This window comes from Candidatus Poriferisodalis sp. (assembly GCF_965204195.1).
In the GTDB taxonomy this organism is placed as follows: Bacteria; Actinomycetota; Acidimicrobiia; order Acidimicrobiales; family Poriferisodalaceae; genus Poriferisodalis.
The window spans coordinates 2,662,047-2,678,849 of sequence record NZ_OZ241975.1 but is presented as its reverse complement, the minus strand read 5'-3'; the positions used below and the strand labels follow the sequence as shown (position 1 = coordinate 2,678,849).

General features: G+C 67.0%; 15 protein-coding genes. 10 read left to right on the top strand and 5 right to left on the bottom strand.

The window, feature by feature from the left end; genetic code table 11:
• Nucleotides 1-69: 69 nt before the first annotated feature.
• Nucleotides 70-1,164, bottom strand: coding sequence for a DNA recombination protein RmuC (locus tag ACOGI8_RS11990; protein WP_419854032.1), 1,095 nt, complete (start codon nucleotides 1,162-1,164; stop codon nucleotides 70-72).
• A gap of 118 nt (nucleotides 1,165-1,282) precedes the next feature.
• Here ACOGI8_RS11990 and ACOGI8_RS11985 point away from each other — a divergent pair, with 118 nt between their 5' ends.
• Both ACOGI8_RS11985 and ACOGI8_RS11980 read left to right on the top strand, forming a co-directional pair.
• Nucleotides 1,283-1,561 (top strand): type II toxin-antitoxin system RelE/ParE family toxin, encoded by a 279-nt coding sequence (locus ACOGI8_RS11985; protein ID WP_419854031.1) that lies wholly within the window; start codon nucleotides 1,283-1,285, stop codon nucleotides 1,559-1,561.
• 10 nt (nucleotides 1,562-1,571) lie between these two features.
• Nucleotides 1,572-1,883, top strand: coding sequence for a HigA family addiction module antitoxin (locus ACOGI8_RS11980; protein ID WP_419854030.1), 312 nt, complete (start codon nucleotides 1,572-1,574; stop codon nucleotides 1,881-1,883).
• Nucleotides 1,884-1,936: 53 nt separating this feature from the next.
• On the opposite strand, the gene ACOGI8_RS11975 is transcribed toward ACOGI8_RS11980, so the two are convergent.
• Nucleotides 1,937-3,022, bottom strand: a complete 1,086-nt coding sequence (locus tag ACOGI8_RS11975; RefSeq protein WP_419854029.1) for an aminotransferase class IV — start codon at nucleotides 3,020-3,022, stop codon at nucleotides 1,937-1,939.
• Between the two features lie 129 nt (nucleotides 3,023-3,151).
• On the opposite strand from ACOGI8_RS11975, the gene pgsA reads away from it, so the two are divergent.
• The 4 genes from pgsA to ACOGI8_RS11955 all read left to right on the top strand — a co-directional run bounded on the left by pgsA (nucleotide 3,152) and on the right by ACOGI8_RS11955 (nucleotide 7,155).
• Nucleotides 3,152-3,754 (top strand): CDP-diacylglycerol--glycerol-3-phosphate 3-phosphatidyltransferase, encoded by a 603-nt coding sequence (gene pgsA / locus ACOGI8_RS11970; RefSeq protein WP_419854028.1) that lies wholly within the window; start codon nucleotides 3,152-3,154, stop codon nucleotides 3,752-3,754.
• Nucleotides 3,755-3,788: 34 nt separating this feature from the next.
• Nucleotides 3,789-5,255, top strand: coding sequence for a molybdopterin-binding protein (locus ACOGI8_RS11965; RefSeq protein ID WP_419854027.1), 1,467 nt, complete (start codon nucleotides 3,789-3,791; stop codon nucleotides 5,253-5,255).
• Between the two features lie 96 nt (nucleotides 5,256-5,351).
• Nucleotides 5,352-6,254, top strand: coding sequence for a TIGR03560 family F420-dependent LLM class oxidoreductase (locus ACOGI8_RS11960; protein WP_419854026.1), 903 nt, complete (start codon nucleotides 5,352-5,354; stop codon nucleotides 6,252-6,254).
• A 49-nt stretch (nucleotides 6,255-6,303) separates the two neighbouring features.
• Nucleotides 6,304-7,155 (top strand): TIGR03619 family F420-dependent LLM class oxidoreductase, encoded by an 852-nt coding sequence (locus ACOGI8_RS11955; RefSeq protein ID WP_419854025.1) that lies wholly within the window; start codon nucleotides 6,304-6,306, stop codon nucleotides 7,153-7,155.
• A gap of 161 nt (nucleotides 7,156-7,316) precedes the next feature.
• Here the strand turns inward: ACOGI8_RS11955 and ACOGI8_RS11950 are convergent, their stop codons facing one another.
• Genes ACOGI8_RS11950 through ACOGI8_RS11940 form a run of 3 tightly spaced genes read right to left on the bottom strand, consistent with a single transcriptional unit; the run spans nucleotide 7,317 to nucleotide 10,829 of the window.
• A complete protein-coding gene (locus ACOGI8_RS11950) occupies nucleotides 7,317-8,645 on the bottom strand; it encodes a CaiB/BaiF CoA transferase family protein (RefSeq protein WP_419854024.1) in 1,329 nt (442 codons plus the stop codon).
• Nucleotides 8,629-9,933, bottom strand: a complete 1,305-nt coding sequence (locus tag ACOGI8_RS11945; protein ID WP_419854023.1) for an MFS transporter — start codon at nucleotides 9,931-9,933, stop codon at nucleotides 8,629-8,631. Before ACOGI8_RS11945 ends, ACOGI8_RS11950 begins: the two co-directional genes overlap by 17 nt.
• A gap of 11 nt (nucleotides 9,934-9,944) precedes the next feature.
• Nucleotides 9,945-10,829 (bottom strand): enoyl-CoA hydratase/isomerase family protein, encoded by an 885-nt coding sequence (locus tag ACOGI8_RS11940; RefSeq protein WP_419854022.1) that lies wholly within the window; start codon nucleotides 10,827-10,829, stop codon nucleotides 9,945-9,947.
• Nucleotides 10,830-11,047: 218 nt separating this feature from the next.
• Here ACOGI8_RS11940 and recA point away from each other — a divergent pair, with 218 nt between their 5' ends.
• The 4 genes from recA to miaA all read left to right on the top strand — a co-directional run bounded on the left by recA (nucleotide 11,048) and on the right by miaA (nucleotide 16,785).
• Entirely contained in the window at nucleotides 11,048-12,133 is a 1,086-nt protein-coding gene (gene recA, locus ACOGI8_RS11935; protein ID WP_419854021.1) for a recombinase RecA, read from the top strand.
• Nucleotides 12,134-12,276: 143 nt separating this feature from the next.
• The gene (locus ACOGI8_RS11930; protein ID WP_419854020.1) at nucleotides 12,277-14,079 is read left to right on the top strand and encodes a flavin-containing monooxygenase; all 1,803 of its coding nucleotides are present in this window, start codon (nucleotides 12,277-12,279) and stop codon (nucleotides 14,077-14,079) included.
• 81 nt (nucleotides 14,080-14,160) lie between these two features.
• Entirely contained in the window at nucleotides 14,161-15,726 is a 1,566-nt protein-coding gene (locus ACOGI8_RS11925) for a MiaB/RimO family radical SAM methylthiotransferase (protein WP_419854019.1), read from the top strand.
• Between the two features lie 105 nt (nucleotides 15,727-15,831).
• Nucleotides 15,832-16,785: a tRNA (adenosine(37)-N6)-dimethylallyltransferase MiaA gene (gene miaA, locus ACOGI8_RS11920; protein WP_419854018.1), complete on the top strand. Its 954-nt coding sequence runs from the start codon at nucleotides 15,832-15,834 to the stop codon at nucleotides 16,783-16,785.
• Nucleotides 16,786-16,803 lie beyond the last annotated feature (18 nt).

Here is a 16,803-nt window from a genome sequence, read left to right as displayed (position 1 = left end):
CGCACCCTAGGACGGCCCTGTCACAGTGACTTGCCTGCATTCGGCAGGCGCAATTCCAAGGTTGTCGAACTAGCCCGCTGCCACCTGTCTTGGCGGTTCGATGGCATGATCGGACTGACGTGCTGCCCCAGCGTCGGTGCTGACCGGCTTCTCAAGTTCCGGCTCGCCAGCATCGATCTCGTTGATTCGAGACACCGCCTCGTCGAGCTTCCTCTGCCGCGTGCCTGACAGCTCTTCCCAGGACGTGCTGAACGTACCGAATTGCTTCTCGGCCTTCGCCAAATGCCGCTCGAATCGGATCCATTCTTGCCTGAAGACCCGCAAGTGGTCGAGGATCTCGTCGGTTTTGCGCTCGAGTTGGAAGTTCTCGGCGGATTGCCGCACTACAGCCAATACGGCGAACAGGCTCGAAACCGAGCAGAGAATCACCCGTTCTTGGAGCGCCTTGTCAATAAGTTTGGGGTCCGCTCGATGCGCGAACTCGAAGATGCTCTCATTTGGAATGCACATCACGACTACATCGACGGAATCGTGATGCCTCGAATAGCCCTTCTTGGCTAGATCCTTCACCATCGTGTCGACGTTCCGCACGAAGGCCTGCTGGGCGCCTTTTCTTGTTTCCTTATCATTGGCCTCGGTGTAGCTGCGGTAGTTCTTCAGCGGCACCTTCACGTCCAGATGCAGTTCGAGGCCCTCGGGCAGACAGATCGAGAAGTCCGGTTTCTTGCCGTCCGGAAGAGGTTTCTGCTTATGGAAGTGGGTGCCCTCGTGAAACCCGGCTGCCTTGAGCACGTCCTCGACATGCCGCTCGCCCCATGTGCCCCGCTCTGTGGGCTTGTCGAGCAGATGGCTGAGTCCGCTCGTCGTTGTAGCGATCTCATTAAGTCGTTCTGAAATGGTGCCGCCGCTCCGAGCGGCGGCGTGGATGTCAGTAACCGCACCCTTGACGTCGTCGAGACGTGCTGCGATCACCTCTGTTTTTTCCGCAATGGGCTGCGATGTCTCGCGCAGCCGCTCGTTCGATGCCTCGACGGCACGGTCGACGATCTGGTCCACCGTTGCCGCTCGGTGTCGGGCCATCGGCCAGTAGCCGACGGTGATGCCGAGCATGAACATGAGGACGCCAACGACGGCGATGACGACGATGGCAGTTAGATAGCTCACATCGCGGTTGTATCACGCCAAGGCGAACCGGCTTACGTGCGGGGTTGCGTGGTGTCGAAGGCGGGCTGCGCCATGGATGTCATGTGACAAGTGACGCTTGTCGCACTAGGCTGACGGGGTGATCCGTTCGTTCCGGCATCGAGGCCTCCGGGCGCTCTATACGGGACGCCAGCCCAAGGGAGTGAACCCCGAACACACTCGCAAGCTGACCCGCATACTCGGGGTCCTGGACCACAGCACCCAACCGAGAGACATGGACCTTCCAGGATTTCGGCTGCATGCGCTGAGCGGCGATCTCAAGGGCCACTATGCAGTCTCGGTATCGGGCGACTGGCGAGTGACGTTTCGATTCGAGGACGGACACGCGGCTGACGTGAACTATGTCGACTATCACTGAGGAGCCAGTCATGCCGATGCAGAATCCGCCCCACCCCGGCGAGATCGTCAAGTGGGAGTGTCTTGAGCCGTTGGGGCTCACTGTGAAGCGGGCTGCGCATGGCCTAGGTGTGACGCGGCAGGCGCTGTCGAGTCTCGTGAACGGGCGCAGCGGCGTGTCGACCGAGATGGCATGCCGGTTGTCCGCTGCGTTCGGTTCAACTCCCGAGACTTGGCTTCGCATGCAGATGGCCTACGACCTCTGGGACGCCCGTGAGCGACTGGCGTCAGTCGAGGTAGAACGATTCGCTGATACGTCTTCGACAGCGGCGCCCGCTGCGTGATCGACGCGCGTAGTGAGACGCAGCTCGGCTCAGGGACTGCCTGAGCCCCTCATTCACAGCGCGTAATCGACTTCGATGAAATCCTCGGGTGAGCCGTCGCCTGCTTCGGTCTCGGCGGTGATGAGATCGTGCAAGCGCTTCGCCACAGGGCCGACCGTGCCGTCGCCGATCGGGGCGCCGTCCCATTCCACGACTGGGAAGACGTGAGTGTCGCCGCCGGACATGATGACCTCAGCGCCGGCGCGAGCCTCGTCGGCCCGCAGTGGCCGCTGTGCCACGCCGCGCAGCAGTCCTTCGTCGCTGAGCGGCCCCCTGGCCAGATCCAGCAGGCGCCGCATGGTGGTGCCGTGCAGGATGCCCTCGAACGGGGGAGTCACGAAGACGCCGTCGTGGCTCACGCTGCACACGTTCAGTACGCAGGCTTCCGCAATGAAGCCGTCGTCGTCCACGATGATCCCGAATGTCCCCCCGCCGTCGGCCGCCTCGAGGTGGGTCAGGACGTTCAGCAGGTAGTTGTTCGATTTGATCTGGGCCAGCAACGGCGGCTTTTGGGGCGTCTCGCGCACCGTTGCTTCGCGGAAGCCGTCCCGCATCGGGTCGAAGCCTCCATCACCGAAGCTCATGGGGTCGAGCACGACGCAGTAGAAGCACGGCTCTTCGCATTCGGCCGGCATGAACGAGAACCCGCCCGGGCCCGCTGTCAGCCAGTAGCGGACGATGGCGTTGCGGGCACCGGAGGCTGCCGCGGTGTCGGCGACCATCTGGATGAGCTCGTCGCGCGACCACGGAATCTGGAGGCGGGCGCCCGCAGCACTCGCAAGCAGCCGATCGATGTGGATGCCGAGCCGGTACAGCCGGCCGTTCACCAGCGAGCAGGTGTCGAAGACGCCATGGCCCCGATGCACCATGTGATCGTCGAGCGGCACCGTCATCACGGTGGGATCGGTGACGACGCCGCCCAAGTAGGAGCTGAACATGGCGTAGCAGCCGCGCTTGCCCTGGCGTCGCGCGGCCATGCGCTCGACGGCTTCGGCGGCGCTCAGGATCTGCTGGGCCGGGCGCAGGCCGCCGCCGGACTCGTCTGGTGCGGCAGCGTCGCCGTTCCCCGAGCCGTTCCCCGAAACCGTTCGCAGCGCCACGTGCCGATACTAGATGGACCGCCGTGCCGGGCTTCGGGAGCCGCTGCTGATCCCAGTCGGTCGCGGCGGAGTCGCAGCGTCCATTGAGGGGGCGCCGTTGATGGTCGGCGCGCGTAACCTCGCTGGGCAATGGCGGTTCCGGATGGGGAGGACGCGCCCCCGGCGTTCGGGCCGACGGCGCTGGCGACGCCGGCCAACTTGGTGACGGTCGCCCGGATTGCGGCCTCGCCCGTGTTCATCTGGATGATCGTGCGGACCGACGAGGCCCGCTGGTCCACGTTCGTCGTCGGTTTCGCCATCGCCATGACCGACTACCTCGACGGCTGGCTGGCCCGCCGACACGGCACGACGCGTGCGGGCGCGTTCCTGGACCCGCTGGCCGACAAGGTGCTGGTGCTTGGCGGCATGGCGGCGCTCGTGTGGAACGGCCAATTCCACGCTGTCCCGGTGATCGTCATCGCGGCACGGGAGCTGCTGATCAGCGCCTACCGGTCACGTGCCGGCCGCCAAGGCATCACGGTGCCGGCGACCAAGCTCGCCAAGTGGAAGACGTTCGTCCAGCTCTGGGCAATCGGCTTCGCCGTCATGCCGCCGCTGGCCACGAACGCCCACTGGGTCGCCACGCTCACGCTATGGCTGGCGGTGGCGCTTACTGCGTGGACCGGCTGGTCGTACCTGCGGTCGGCTCGTGGCGTGGCGGCCGCGCAGCTCGGCGACGACACTTCCGGCTGAACCGCGCCAGCCTCTGCCCCTAGGGTCACGGCTTGTGAAGACAGAGATCGTCGCAGTGGGCACCGAATTATTGCTGGGCCAGATCGTCGACACGAACTCCTCGTGGATGGGCGAGCAGCTCGCTCTGGCCGGCATCGACAGCCACTACCAGACCAAGGTGGGGGACAACTGGGACCGCATCGAGGATGCGTTCCGGCTGGCGCTCGACCGCAGCGACGCTGTCATCGTGTGCGGCGGCTTGGGACCCACCCAAGACGACATCACCCGCGAGGTGCTGGCGTCGGTGATGGGGGTCGAGCTGGTGCTCGACGAGCGCATCGCGGAGCGGATCCGGGCCATGTTCGCCAGCCGCAGCCGCCCGATGCCCGAGAACAACCTGCGCCAGGCCATGGTGCCAGTCGGCGCGTCGCCGATCCCGCAGCAGCCCGGCACCGCGCCCGGCCTGGTGGCACCGATCCGCTGGGTGCAGGGCGTCGGCGCCGTCGGGCCCGGCGCTGAGCCGCCAGCAGGCGCGGAGGTTCTCGACCGGGTGGTGTACGTGGTGCCCGGTGTGCCGTATGAGATGCGCGAGATGATGAACGGCACCGTGCTGGGCGACCTGCAGCGGCGCGCCGGCGTCAGCGCAACCATCGAGAGCCGGGTGCTGCGCACTTGGGGCCAGAGCGAGTCGGGCCTAGCGGAGATGCTGGCCGGTCGCATCGACGAGCTGGACGAGGCCGGCAACCCGACGCTGGCGTTCCTGGCCAGCGGCATCGAGGGCATCAAGGTGCGGATCACCGCCAAGGGCGCCGACTCGGCCGAAGCGTGGCGCCTGATCGAGGCCGAGCAGGCGGTGCTCGAGCCGCTGCTCGGCGACCTGGTTTTCGCCTACGACGACGACAACATGGAGACGGCGGTGCTCGCCGAGCTGGGCCGGCTGGGCTTGACGCTCGGTGTCGCCGAGACGATCACCGGTGGGCGGATGGCCAACCGCCTGTCGTCGGCGGAGGCTGCGATGCGTGCTGGCCGGGCGCCGGGCGGGGCCAAGCTGGGCGATCCCGGGCTCGCGCCTGGCGCCGACACCGACCAGTCCGACGGCGGGACCGGTCCGCGCACTTTCGCGGGCGGCATCGTGGCCCGCTCAGAGCACCTGACGGAGTACCTGCTGCATGCCGGCTCGTCGACGGTGTCGCCGATGGGCGACGATCTCGTTCCGCCGCTCGCGTCGGCCGCTGGCGCCGAGGCCCTTGCCCGAGCGGCCCGCCTGCGCACCGGAGCCAGCGTGGGCCTCGCCGTCACGGCGATCGAAGACCGCGCCGCCGCCACACCCGAGCATCCCTTCGGCACGGCGTTCCTGGCCGTGTCGATCTCGGCGCAGCCGGCGCGCGGCGACATTCCGGCAATCGCTCACCGCGACAAGGCCGACGAGATCCGCCTGCCCGGCGACCGTGAGCGCCTCGCCGACTACAGCGCCATCTCGGCGCTCAACCTGCTGCGCCTCATACTCACCGGCCGCCGCTAGGAAGCTGAGCCAAGAAGCGAAACCCCGGTTTGAGCGACCTACGGACGGCCACTCCGACATCCCACGAACGCGAACTCTGGGTGGCAGGCTGTCCCGATGCGATTCGGATTCTGGACGAAGAACGACCAAGAGACCTCGGCGGTCATCGAGTGCTGCCAGCACGCCGAGGCCACCGGCTGGGACGGGCTGTGGTTCGCCGACCACTTCATGCCCAACGAGGAGAACGTGGACCAGCCGGTCCACGAGGCGTGGTCGGTGCTTGCGGCGCTCGCCGTGGCCGTGCCCCGGGTGCGTCTGGGCCCGCTCGTGGCCGGCAACACGTACCGCAACCCGGCGCTGACGGCCAAGATCGCCACCACTATTGACCACCTGTCGGGCGGCCGGGTGGTGCTGGGCATCGGCGCCGGATGGCAGGAGAACGAGCACGAGGCCTACGGATTCGATTTCGGCACGCTGCGCAGCCGCATGGATCGCTTCGACGAGGCCGTCGAGATCATCAGCTCGCTGCTCGGCAACACACGCACGAACTTCGACGGCGAGCACTACACGGTGGCCGGGGCACCGCTCGATCCCAAGCCGGTGCAGTCGCCGGTCCCGCTGCTGATCGGCGGCGGCGGTCGGAAGCGCACGCTGCGGACCACTGCCCGCTGGGCCACCGAATGGAACTACTGGGGCATGCCCGACGACATCGCCGAACTGTGCAGCGTGCTCGACGGGCACTGCGAGGCGATCGGCCGCGACCCTGGCGAGATCAGCCGGTCGGCGTGCGCGCTGCTGTTCATCAATGAGGACTCGGCGAAGCTGGATCGATTCCGGTCCATGGACCTGGGCCGGGCCACCATCGTCGGCACTCCCGACGAGGTCAGCGAGGTCGTCGAGCAGTACCGGCAGGTCGGCGTCGACGAGCTGATCATCCCCGACTTCACCTTCGGCCCCATGGATGCCAAGAAGCACTCCATGGACCTGTTCATCAACGAGGTAGCACCCAACTTCCGCTGACGGCAGCGCAACACCACACCACACGACACTCCGACAACGGGAGAACGAGATGAAGATCGGTCTGTTTCAGATCAACATGGGGGCGCTGGGCGATGCAGCCGGCGCTGAGGGCGCCGGGCGCATTGCCGTGGCCGCCGAGCAAGCCGGCTTCGAGTCGGTGTGGACGGGGGAGCACGTGGTGCTGCCCGACCCGCAGGCGCCGCCGTCGCCGCTGCCGCCGTTGCATCCGATGCTCGACCCCGCGGTCGCCCTCGCATATGTCGCCGCGCTCACCAGCGAGATCAAGCTGGGCACCGGCATCATCATCGTTCCCCAGCGCAACCCGTTGGTGCTGGCCAAGGAGCTCGCCAGTGTGGATGTGCTGTCGGGCGGCCGCCTGCTATTCGGCGTGGGCGTCGGTTACCTCGGTCCCGAGTTCGAGGCGCTGGGCATCCCGATGGAAGACCGTGCCCGCCGCACCGAGGAGTACATCGAGGCCATGCGGGCCATCTGGTCGATGGACGAGCCTGCCTACGACGGTGAGTTCGTGAAGTTCTCGAACGTGCAGGCTCGTCCGAGGCCGGTCCAGCGGCCGGGTCCGCCGGTGGTGATGGGCGGCCACACCGCACCTGCATACCGCCGCTCGGTCACGATGAGCGAGGGCTGGTACGGGTTCGCGCTCGACTACGACGCCACGCAGCGCTGTATCGACGGCCTGTCAGAAGCCGGTGCCCGCTACGACCGCCCCGCCGAGCTCGGCAGGCTTGAGATCACGGTCACGCCACGAGTGCGCCCGACACCGGAGATGGTCGAGCGCTTCGCCGAGATGGGCGTGGACCGCCTCGTGCTGCTGCCCAACGGTCAGACGATCGACGAAGTCGCCGCCTTCGTCGACCACATCGGCTCGACGATTCTCTCGTAAGCGACACGCGGTCTCGGGAGCAATGAGGCGAATTTCCTTGCAGGCAGCGAGGGATTAGGCGAGACTGGAACGGCCGAGGGCAGTAGCCCGAGGAAGTGGACCCGGCTCCTCTCCGGACGGTGAGCGGTCGGGTCTTGCGCGTGTGCCAGTCGAATGGCGGGTCAGCTGCGCCGGGGGAGGCTCGGGCGGCGGATTGCTTCGCCGGCAGACACGATGCCCTGGTCTTCGAGCGCATCGATCGCTCTGTCGTCGAGGCCGGCGAGCTCGCGCAACACCTCGCGATTGTGCTGACCCCGGTCACCGGCGACGGCTCCCGGCGCCACGCCTGCATCGGCTGCCCTGAACCGCCACGGCGATTGCGGAACGGTCATCGGTGCGGCGGCTTCGCCCCCCACGATGTCAACGAACGCACCGCGCTCGGCTGCCCAGTCGGTTGCAGCCAGCTCGGCCACGGTGCGCACCTCTGCTGCCATCACCGACTTCACGCCGATCGCCGCCTCGACTGCTTCCGCACTGTCGAACTGGCTCACCCATTCGCCGAAGATGGCTTCGATCTCGTCGCGATGCACGACGCGATCCTCAATGCGGGCGAAACGCGGGTCGTCGCGCAGATCTGGCCGGTTCATCGCTGCCGCGATCACCTTGAAGCCGAAGTTGGCGGTCAGATCGAGTGTCACGGTGACGTGCCGGCCGTTTGACAGCGCGTACACCGCCGCCCAGTTCTGCCCGCCCTTGAAACCGATCATCGGATCCTGGCCGGTCAGGTCGGTCGCGGCCTGGTCGTTGCACATGAGCGTGCTCTCGGCCATGGACACCTCGACGGTCTGGCCGCGCCCGGTCCGCACGCGCATGTGGAGCGCCGCCAGAACGGCGCCCAGAGCATGCAGCCCGGTGTAGGTGTCGGCGTGCGACATCGGGTCGTTGCGGTAGGCGTCGCCGCCCCGCCGCCGGGAGACCATCTCGGTCACGCCGGCCTCGGCGTGCAGCACCGACGCGAACGCTCCCCGGCCGCTGCGGCTGTTGCCGTGCCCCCAACCCGAAACCGAGGCCACGATGATTCCGGGGTTGATCTCGCTGAGCACGTCGTAGCCCAGCCCCAGCTTGTCGAGCACTCCCGGTCGGTAGTTCTCCAGCACGATGTCGGCCTTGGGGACCATCGACAGCAGCACGTCGCGGCCGGCGGGCTGGGTCAGGTCGAGCGAGACGCATTCCTTGCCGACGTTGAACTGGGCGAAGTAGGGCGAGAACCCGTCGACGTTGGGAACGATGAACCTGGTGAGGTCGGCATCAGGAGGCTCGATCTTCACCACGCGGGCGCCCAGATCGGCCAGCAGGCGACCGGTGATCGGCCCCGCCACGGCGCGGGTCAGATCCAGCACGAGCACGTCTTCGAGCGGTCGTTCCACGGCGCACGACGATAAAGCCGCGCAGCGCTCGTTGCCCGCCTTCAGCGGCCGGTGCCGCTGCCCGCTCTCAGCGGGCGATGTCACTGCTCGCCGGCACCGGCACCCAGACGCTGGGCGGGGACAGATGCAAGGGCAGACGGAGTGCCGGTGCCGCGTCGGGAGGCTCGAGCGGCACCGGGTCGCGGGTCAGTCTCGAGATGACCAGCGTCCCCGCCAAGGCGAACACCGCCACGACGGCGATGGGCACGAGCGTCCCGCCGGTTTGTTCCTGCATGGTGAGCATCAGGATCGGGCCCACCATGCTGCCGATGCCGTAGCAGAAGAACAGTCGGCCCAGCACCGACCCGATGCCGGCGACGCCGAACAGGTGCGGCGTGACATCGCCCTGCAGCGCGACGAAGCCGCCATAGCCGACGCCCAGCAACACGGCGAACACCACGATCTGCCAGTAGCGGTCGGATGCGAAGAACCAGATCACGTACGCGATCGGCAGCATCCCGAACGAGATCGTCAGCAAGCGCACCGACCCGAGGGCCCGGGCGAAGCTGGTCAGCAGCAGGCGCCCGACGATGCTCGCCCCGCCGACGACCGAGAGCAGCCATGCTGCCGCGCTGGCGCTGATGCCGACCGATCGGGCGAAGGGGATGATGGCGGCGAGCGAGCCGATCACCGGCACCGCGAACAGCGCGGAGCCGATCGTCAGCAGCCAGAACGCCTTCGTGCGGCAGACGCGGCGAACGTGCTCGCGCGGATGAGCAGTTGCGACGATCGGCGTGCGCCGCACCAGCACGAGGCACACGATGAAGGTGATCGCTCCGATGACGGCCAGCCACCGGAAGGTCTCGCGCCAGCCCAGGTTGTCGATCATGCGCTCAGCGAGCGGTACCAAGAACATGGTGCCCAGGCCGGGCCCGGTCGCGACCAACCCTTGAGACACTGCCCGGTGTCGCAGGAACCATGACGCTGCGGTTGCGAACAGCGGCGAGACGAACAGGCCCGCTCCGAAGCCGCAGCCGATGCCGTACACGACGTAGCCGTGCGAGATCTGCGACACCGTTGAGGTCAAAACCAAGCCAGCCACGAACATCGCGCCGCCCACCGCCAGCAGCGGCCGCGGGCCCAGGCGATGCAGCAGCGGGCCCGAGATGATCCCGGTGCTGAAGAACAGGAGCGTGGCGATCCCGATCATCACCGACGTGCCACCCTGGCCGGTCCCGAACTCCGCAGACATCGACTCGATGAACGCGCCGAACGTGTAGATGGTGCCGAAGGCCACGCCGCACGACAGGCCGGCGCCGACCGCCACCAGCCAGGCGCGCCACGAGTCGATCAGCTCAGGCTGGCTCGCGAGCGGGGGAGCGGCACCTGCCACAGGAATGGAATTCAGCCGTCTGTGCCGTCGCCGGTGCTGATGTCGGCGACGAGATCGCCCACGCGCATCTCGCCGTCGTGCGTCTGGCCACCCAGTTCAATGAACTGCTCCATGGCGGGCTGCGCCTCCGGCGTGCGCAGGAGCCGCTGGAAGAGGTACCGCTCCTCGAACAATCCGTCCCTGAGGGGGAGTTCGTCGGCGGCGTTGACGGCCTGCTTGGCCAGTGCGACGGCCTGGGGCGGGAACTTCGCGATGCGGTACGCCAGCTCGGTGACAAACGGCCGCAGCTCGTCGGCGGGCAGTGCACGGTTGAGGTAGCCCCATTGTTCGGCCGTCTGCGCACCGATGTCGACGCCGCCCAGGATCACCTCCATGGCGCGGCCGCGCCCGACCAGACGGGGGAGCCGCTGCGTGCCGGTGCCGCCGGGCAGGATGCCGATCGGCACTTCCATCTGGTTGATGACCGTGCGGTCGAGCGCGCCGAAGCGCATGTCGCACGACATCGACAGCTCGCTGCCTCCGCCGCCGACTCGTCCGCCGATCTCGACAATGGTGGCTTTGGGCATCGTGCGGTACGTCTCGCACATGGCGTGGAACCCGACGTGTTCCGTGGGTCGTTCGGCGGGACCATCGGTCGGGTAGCCCAGGATCGCCGTCACGTCGAAGTGGGCGATGAAGAAATCCGGGTTGTCGCTGCGGAGCACCACCACCCGCACCGAGTCGTCATCGGCGACGTGAACGCTGAACTTCGCGAGCTCGCGGAACAGCGTCGGCGTCATCACGTTGATCGGCGGGGCGTCGATGGTGGCGAACACGACACCCGCGTCGCGCTCGATGTGCAGCAGCTCGAAGTCGTTGTCGGTCATCGCAGCGGATTTCTCAGCAGGGGGGCTCATGGGTCGCAGCGTGCCACATGTGCGCGACACGATGGCGTGCTCGCCGCCGCTCGGCACACGGCGGCTCAAGGCTTGACACGAACTGATGTTCGGAACTACATTTCTGTCATTCGCGCACGGCAGAAAACCACCCGTGAGTTGTCACACCCCGCTTCTACGGTGCTCCAAGACGGCATCGCACACCGGGTGCGGCCGAACGGGAGTCCGAGGAGGACGACATGAGTCAGCAAGACACAGAACGGGACCGGGCGCTGGACATGACGCTCACGCAGATCCGCCGCCAGTTCGGCGACGGATCCGTGATGAAGATGGGCGAGAAGCACCACATGGCGGTCGAGGCGATCTCCTCGGGCAGCCTCGCGATCGACTTGGCGCTCGGCATCGGGGGCTTTCCCCGCGGCCGGGTGGTGGAGGTGTACGGCCCTGAGGCATCGGGCAAGTCCACGCTCGCCATGCACTTGGTGGCCGAGGCGCAGCGAACCGGCGGCGTGTGCGCCTATGTCGACGCTGAGCATGCGATGGATCCGGTGTATGCGAAGAACATCGGCGTCGATGTCGACGAGCTGCTGATCTCCCAGCCCGACACCGGCGAGCAGGCGCTCGAGATCACCGACATGCTCATCCGCTCGGGTGCCATCGATGTCGTGGTCGTCGACTCGGTGGCGGCGCTTACGCCGCGGGCAGAGATCGAGGGCGAGATGGGCGACACCCATGTCGGCCTGCAGGCACGCCTCATGTCCCAGGCGCTGCGCAAGCTCACCGCCAACCTGAACAAGACCAAGACGATCTGCGTGTTCATCAACCAGCTGCGCGAGAAGATCGGCGTGATGTTCGGCAGTCCCGAGACCACCTCAGGCGGCCGGGCGCTGAAGTTCTATTCGTCCGTGCGGATCGACATCCGTCGCATCGAGGCCATCAAGGTCGAGGGCGAGGTAGTGGGCGGGCGTACCCGCGTCAAGGTCGTCAAGAACAAGGTGGCGCCGCCCTTCCGCCAGGCCGAGTTCGACATCATGTACGGGCAGGGCATCAGCCGTGAGGGCTCGTTGCTCGACGTGGGGGTCGAGCACGGCATCGTCAAGAAGTCGGGTGCTTGGTACACCTACGAGGGCGAGCAGCTGGGTCAGGGCCGCGAGAACGCCAAGAAGTTCCTGATCGCCAACCCCGAGGTCACCGTCGAGATCGACGGCCGGATCCGCACAGCGCTCGGCATCGGGGCCGATGGCGAGGCAGACGACGATGCCGACGTGCTCGATCGCCTCGACGACGCGCAGTCGGCACGCTCCGAGGGTGCCAGCGTCGACTGACGCTCCGATCTGCCCAACTGCGGGCGCTCGCTGGTCATCTGACGAACCGGCACCGCATGACGGTGTTGCCGTAGCCTGATCCGGTCGCAGGCGAGCGGGGCGATCCGGTTTCGGATCAAGAGCCTCGGATCGGGGAGAGTCAGGTGGCGCAGCAGACCGGGAAGCAGAAGGTCGACAAGCAGAAGACCGACAAGCCGCAGAACGTCTTCAACTTCGACTATTCCCGTGATGTCGACGGCCGCCCGCCGCAGTCGTACTACGACGACATCAAGGCGCGGTTCGCCGAAGAACGCGACCTGCGGCTGGGCTACCGGCCCCCGGGCACGCAGATCTACACGTCTGACCTCGTCGGCGAATTCGCCCGCTACGAGGAAGACCCGTATGCGAGCGAACGCATCGAGCGCGCGCCCGTGCACGACGAGGTCGAGGTGCTGTTCATCGGCGGCGGGTTCTCGGCACTGCTGACCTCGGCTCGGTTGCGCCAGAAGGGCGTAGAGAGCATCCGCATCGTCGAGCGGGGCGCCGATGTCGGAGGCACTTGGTACTGGAACCGGTACCCGGGGGTGGCCTGCGACGTCGTGTCGTACGACTACCTGCCCTTGCTGGACGAGACCGGCTATGTGCCATCCCGGCACTACGCCACTGGCGACGAGATCTACGAGTACTGCCGGCTGATCGCCCGCAAGTACGACCTCTACGACCTGGCGATGTTCCAGACCACGGTGGCGTCGACCGTCTGGGACGGTGAGGCGGAGGTGTGGCGCATCGGCACCGACCGCGGCGATGAGATCACGGCCCGATTCGTCATCTGCGCGAACGGCACCCTCGCCAAGCCGAAGCTGGCCGTCATCGAAGGTATGGAGCGATTCGCCGGGCACTCCTTCCATACGTCGCGGTGGGATTACGACTACACCGGCGCCGACCTCGAGAACCTCAGCGACAAGCGGGTCGGCATCATCGGCACCGGCGCGACCGCCGTGCAGGCCATCCCGCAGCTCGGCGAGATGTCCAAGGAGCTCTATGTCTTCCAGCGGACGCCGTCCTCGATCGACATCCGTGACGACTGGGAAACCGACCAGGACTGGGCGGCGAAGCTGAAGCCGGGCTGGCAGGCGCGCCGGCGCGAGCGAGCGATGGCCGGGCCTCGCCTCAGCGACGAGCAGAAGGCGCGCCGCGCGGCGATGTCACGCGAGGAGAAGATCCGCCGCCAGGAGAACGCCAACATCGACGCCATGATGCGCATCCACCGGCGCATCGACGAGGTCGTGGAAGATGCGGCAACGGCCGAGGCGCTCAAGCCCTGGTACATGCTCATGTGCAAACGGCCGTGCTTCCACAACGACTACCTGCCCACGTTCAACCGGCCGAATGTGCACCTGGTCGACACTCAGGGCAAGGGCATCACCCAGATCACCGAGCAGGGCCCGCTCTTCGACGGCACCCAGTACGAGCTCGATCTGCTGATCTACGCCACCGGGTTCGAGGTGCAGCAGACCGGCATCTACAACCGCATCGTGGGCGAGAACGATCTGGAGCTGAACGACAAGTACGCAGACGGCATCCGCACGCTGCTGGGCATTCACACTGCCGGCTACCCGAACCTGTTCATCATGGGCGGCTACCAGGCATTCTTTGCGTTCAACCTGACCGACGTGCTCAACAGCCAGGGCGAGCACATCGCGGAGTGCATCGACTTCGTCCGCAGGGGCGGCCTGCAGACCATGGACTGCCTGCCCGAGGCCGAGGAATGGTGGGTGCAGCAGGTCATCGCCAACCGTGGCAAGACCAGCCGCAACCGTGACTGCACACCCGGCTACTACAACTTCGAGGGCGCCGAGAACCGCCGCCAGGACGGCAACTTCAACGGCAACATCAAGCAGTACCTGGGCTTCATGGCCCACGCCCGCGAGAACATGTCGGAGAACTTCGCCTTCACCCAGCGCTGACAGCGGCCTGATCCGGCTGAATTCGACCTGACGAAGTTCGGCGCGGCTTGCGCTTCTGGGCGCGCCCCTAGCCTTGACGCCGTGACTGCGGGCGAGAACGGGGAGCGGCGCAGCTATTTCGTGCGCACCTACGGGTGCCAGATGAATGAGCACGACTCCGAGCGGATCGCTGGCCTGCTGGAAGCCGACGATCTCGTGGCCGCACCCACGATGGCCGATGCCGACGTCATCGTGCTCAATACATGCTGCATCCGCGAGAACGCCGACAACAAGCTCTACGGGCAGCTCGGCCACCTCAAGCGCCTCAAGGAGGAACGGCCCGAGGTGCAGATCGCCGTCGCCGGCTGCCTCGCGCAGAAGGATCAGAATCTCGTGCGCCAGCGAGCGCCTCACGTGGACGTGGTGTTCGGTACGCACAACGTGGCTCGTGCAGCCGACCTGCTCAGCGAAGCCCGCGTCTCGGGCCCGGTGACAGAGATCCTGGCTGAGTCCGACGAGTTCCCCTCGGCACTGCCCGTGCGACGGGATGCTCAGCACGCGGCATGGGTCACGATCCAGATCGGCTGCGACAACACCTGCACGTTCTGCATCGTGCCCTCGGTGCGCGGCCGGGAGATCTCCCGACCGTTCGGCGAACTCATCGACGAGGTGGGTCGCCTTGCAGTTGACGGCGTCAGCGAGGTGACGCTGCTGGGCCAGAACGTCAACAGCTACGGCCGCGACATGACCCTCGCACTCCGTCGCGCAGGTGATCTGGATGTTGGGGCTGCAGCCCATAGTCCTGGCGCTGAGCTCGTGCCAGACGGCGCGCACGGCCCTGCAAGCATGAATGGCGCGACTGCACCGGATGGTCCCGTAGATGCCGCATGGCGCGCTGGCGAAGCCTGGGCCAACGGGCGGCGCACTGCTCGCCCGCTGTTCGGCGACTTGCTGTGGGCGGTTGGCGCAGTCGACGGCATCAAGCGCGTGCGGTTCACGAGTCCTCACCCGAAGGACCTACGGGCCGATGTCATCGCAGCCATGGCCGAGACTCCAGCCGTGTGCGAGCACTTGCACCTGCCGTTGCAGTCCGGCAGCGACGAAGTGCTGAGGGCAATGCACCGCGGCTACACCGCCCAGCGCTACTTGGAGCGGCTGGAGGCCGCCCGCGCCGCCGTTGATGACCTCGCTGTCAGCACCGACATCATCGTGGGCTTCCCCGGCGAAACCGAGCGCAACTTCGCGGACACGCTCGAATTGGCGGCGGCGGCCCGCTTCGACAGCGCGTTCACATTCGTGTTCTCGCCGAGGCCGGGCACCGAAGCCGCAGAGCTAGCCGATCAGTTCGTGGACCCCCATGTATCGGCCGAACGCATGGAGCGGCTGCGAACCGTGATCGAGCGCTCCGCTCGCCTAGGCAACGAGTCCCGGGTGGGTCGCGTCGAAGAGGTGCTGGTCGAGGGACCGTCCAAGAGAAACTCGGGCACACTCACAGGTCGCACCCGTCAGAACCGCCTCGTGCACTTCGCTGCCGCCGAGCCCCTGCGAACCGGCACTTACGCCCGCGTGGGGGTGACCGATGCTGCCACGTTCCACCTCAGCGGTGAGCTCATCGAGGTCACCGCCCCAGCGCGACACCGCACCCGCATCCCGGTTGCCGCCCGCTGAGGCTCTCGCCATGATCGGCGGTGTGGATTCTCTGCCGCCCAGTGATGCCACTGCGTCGTCGCAGGGCACACAGCGCAGCCGGCGAACCGTCGGCGCCAGTTCGACATGACCGGGCTCAGCGCCGCAGCCGCACCGCTGGTCATCGTGGGCCCGACCGCATCGGGCAAGTCGACGCTCGCGCTGGAGTTGGCCAGGCGTACTCGCTCGGCCTCCCCGCTGCCGGTCGATGTCGAGCTGGTGTCGGTCGATTCGATGCAGGTGTACCGGGGCATGGACATCGGCACCGCCAAGCCCACGGCCGCCGAGCAGGCGCAGGTGCCGCACCACCTCATCGATCTCGTCGATCCCGCAGAGCGATTCACCGTGGTCGACTACGCCACTGCGTTCGAAGCGGCCATGGCCGACATCGCTGGCCGTGGCGCTGTCCCGCTGCTGGTCGGCGGCACCGGCCTGTACCTGCGCGCCGTCGTCGACGGGCTGACACCGCCCCCTGAATTCCCTTCGATCGCCGCCGAACTCGAGGCTGAGGCGTGTGCTGTCGGTGAGCCGGATGGGACCGTCGCTTTGCATCGTCGATTGGCCGAGCTGGACCCGCTGGCCGCTTCACGCATGGAGCCGACGAACCTGCGGCGGATCGTCCGGGCGTTGTCGGTGTGCTTGGGCACTAGCCGGCCGTTTTCGTCATACGGGCCGGGGCTGCAGACCTATCCCGAGGTCCCGTTCCGGATGGTGGGAATCGATCCAGGCCGGACGGCGCTCGACGAGCTCATCAGCGAGAGGTACCGCCGACAGATGCAGCAGGAATTTCTCGAAGAGGTGCGCCGGCTCGCCGGTCGACCGCTCTCGCGCACGGCCGCTCAAGCCCTCGGCTACAAGGAACTGCGTGCGCACCTGGCAGGGGAGTGCACGCTGGACGAGGCACTCGACGTCGCCGTCGCACGCACCCGGCGATTCGCCCGCCGCCAGCAGCGCTGGTTCGCCCGCGACCCCAGGATCACCTGGATCCCGCACGGAAGCCCTTCCGAGATGGCCGACCGGATAGAGCAACTTGAACCGTGAAGGCCCCCAGCCGCAACA

Bases quoted from the DNA above. Each gene is read 5' to 3' on its own strand.
- recA (WP_419854021.1), top strand. From the start codon at position 11,048: ATGAGTCAGCAAGACACAGAACGGGACCGGGCGCTGGACATGACGCTC.
- ACOGI8_RS11940 (WP_419854022.1), bottom strand. From the start codon at position 10,829: ATGAGCCCCCCTGCTGAGAAATCCGCTGCGATGACCGACAACGACTTC.
- pgsA (WP_419854028.1), top strand. From the start codon at position 3,152: ATGGCGGTTCCGGATGGGGAGGACGCGCCCCCGGCGTTCGGGCCGACG.
- ACOGI8_RS11955 (WP_419854025.1), top strand. From the start codon at position 6,304: ATGAAGATCGGTCTGTTTCAGATCAACATGGGGGCGCTGGGCGATGCA.
- ACOGI8_RS11980 (WP_419854030.1), top strand. From the start codon at position 1,572: ATGCCGATGCAGAATCCGCCCCACCCCGGCGAGATCGTCAAGTGGGAG.
- miaA (WP_419854018.1), top strand. From the start codon at position 15,832: ATGACCGGGCTCAGCGCCGCAGCCGCACCGCTGGTCATCGTGGGCCCG.
- ACOGI8_RS11960 (WP_419854026.1), top strand. From the start codon at position 5,352: ATGCGATTCGGATTCTGGACGAAGAACGACCAAGAGACCTCGGCGGTC.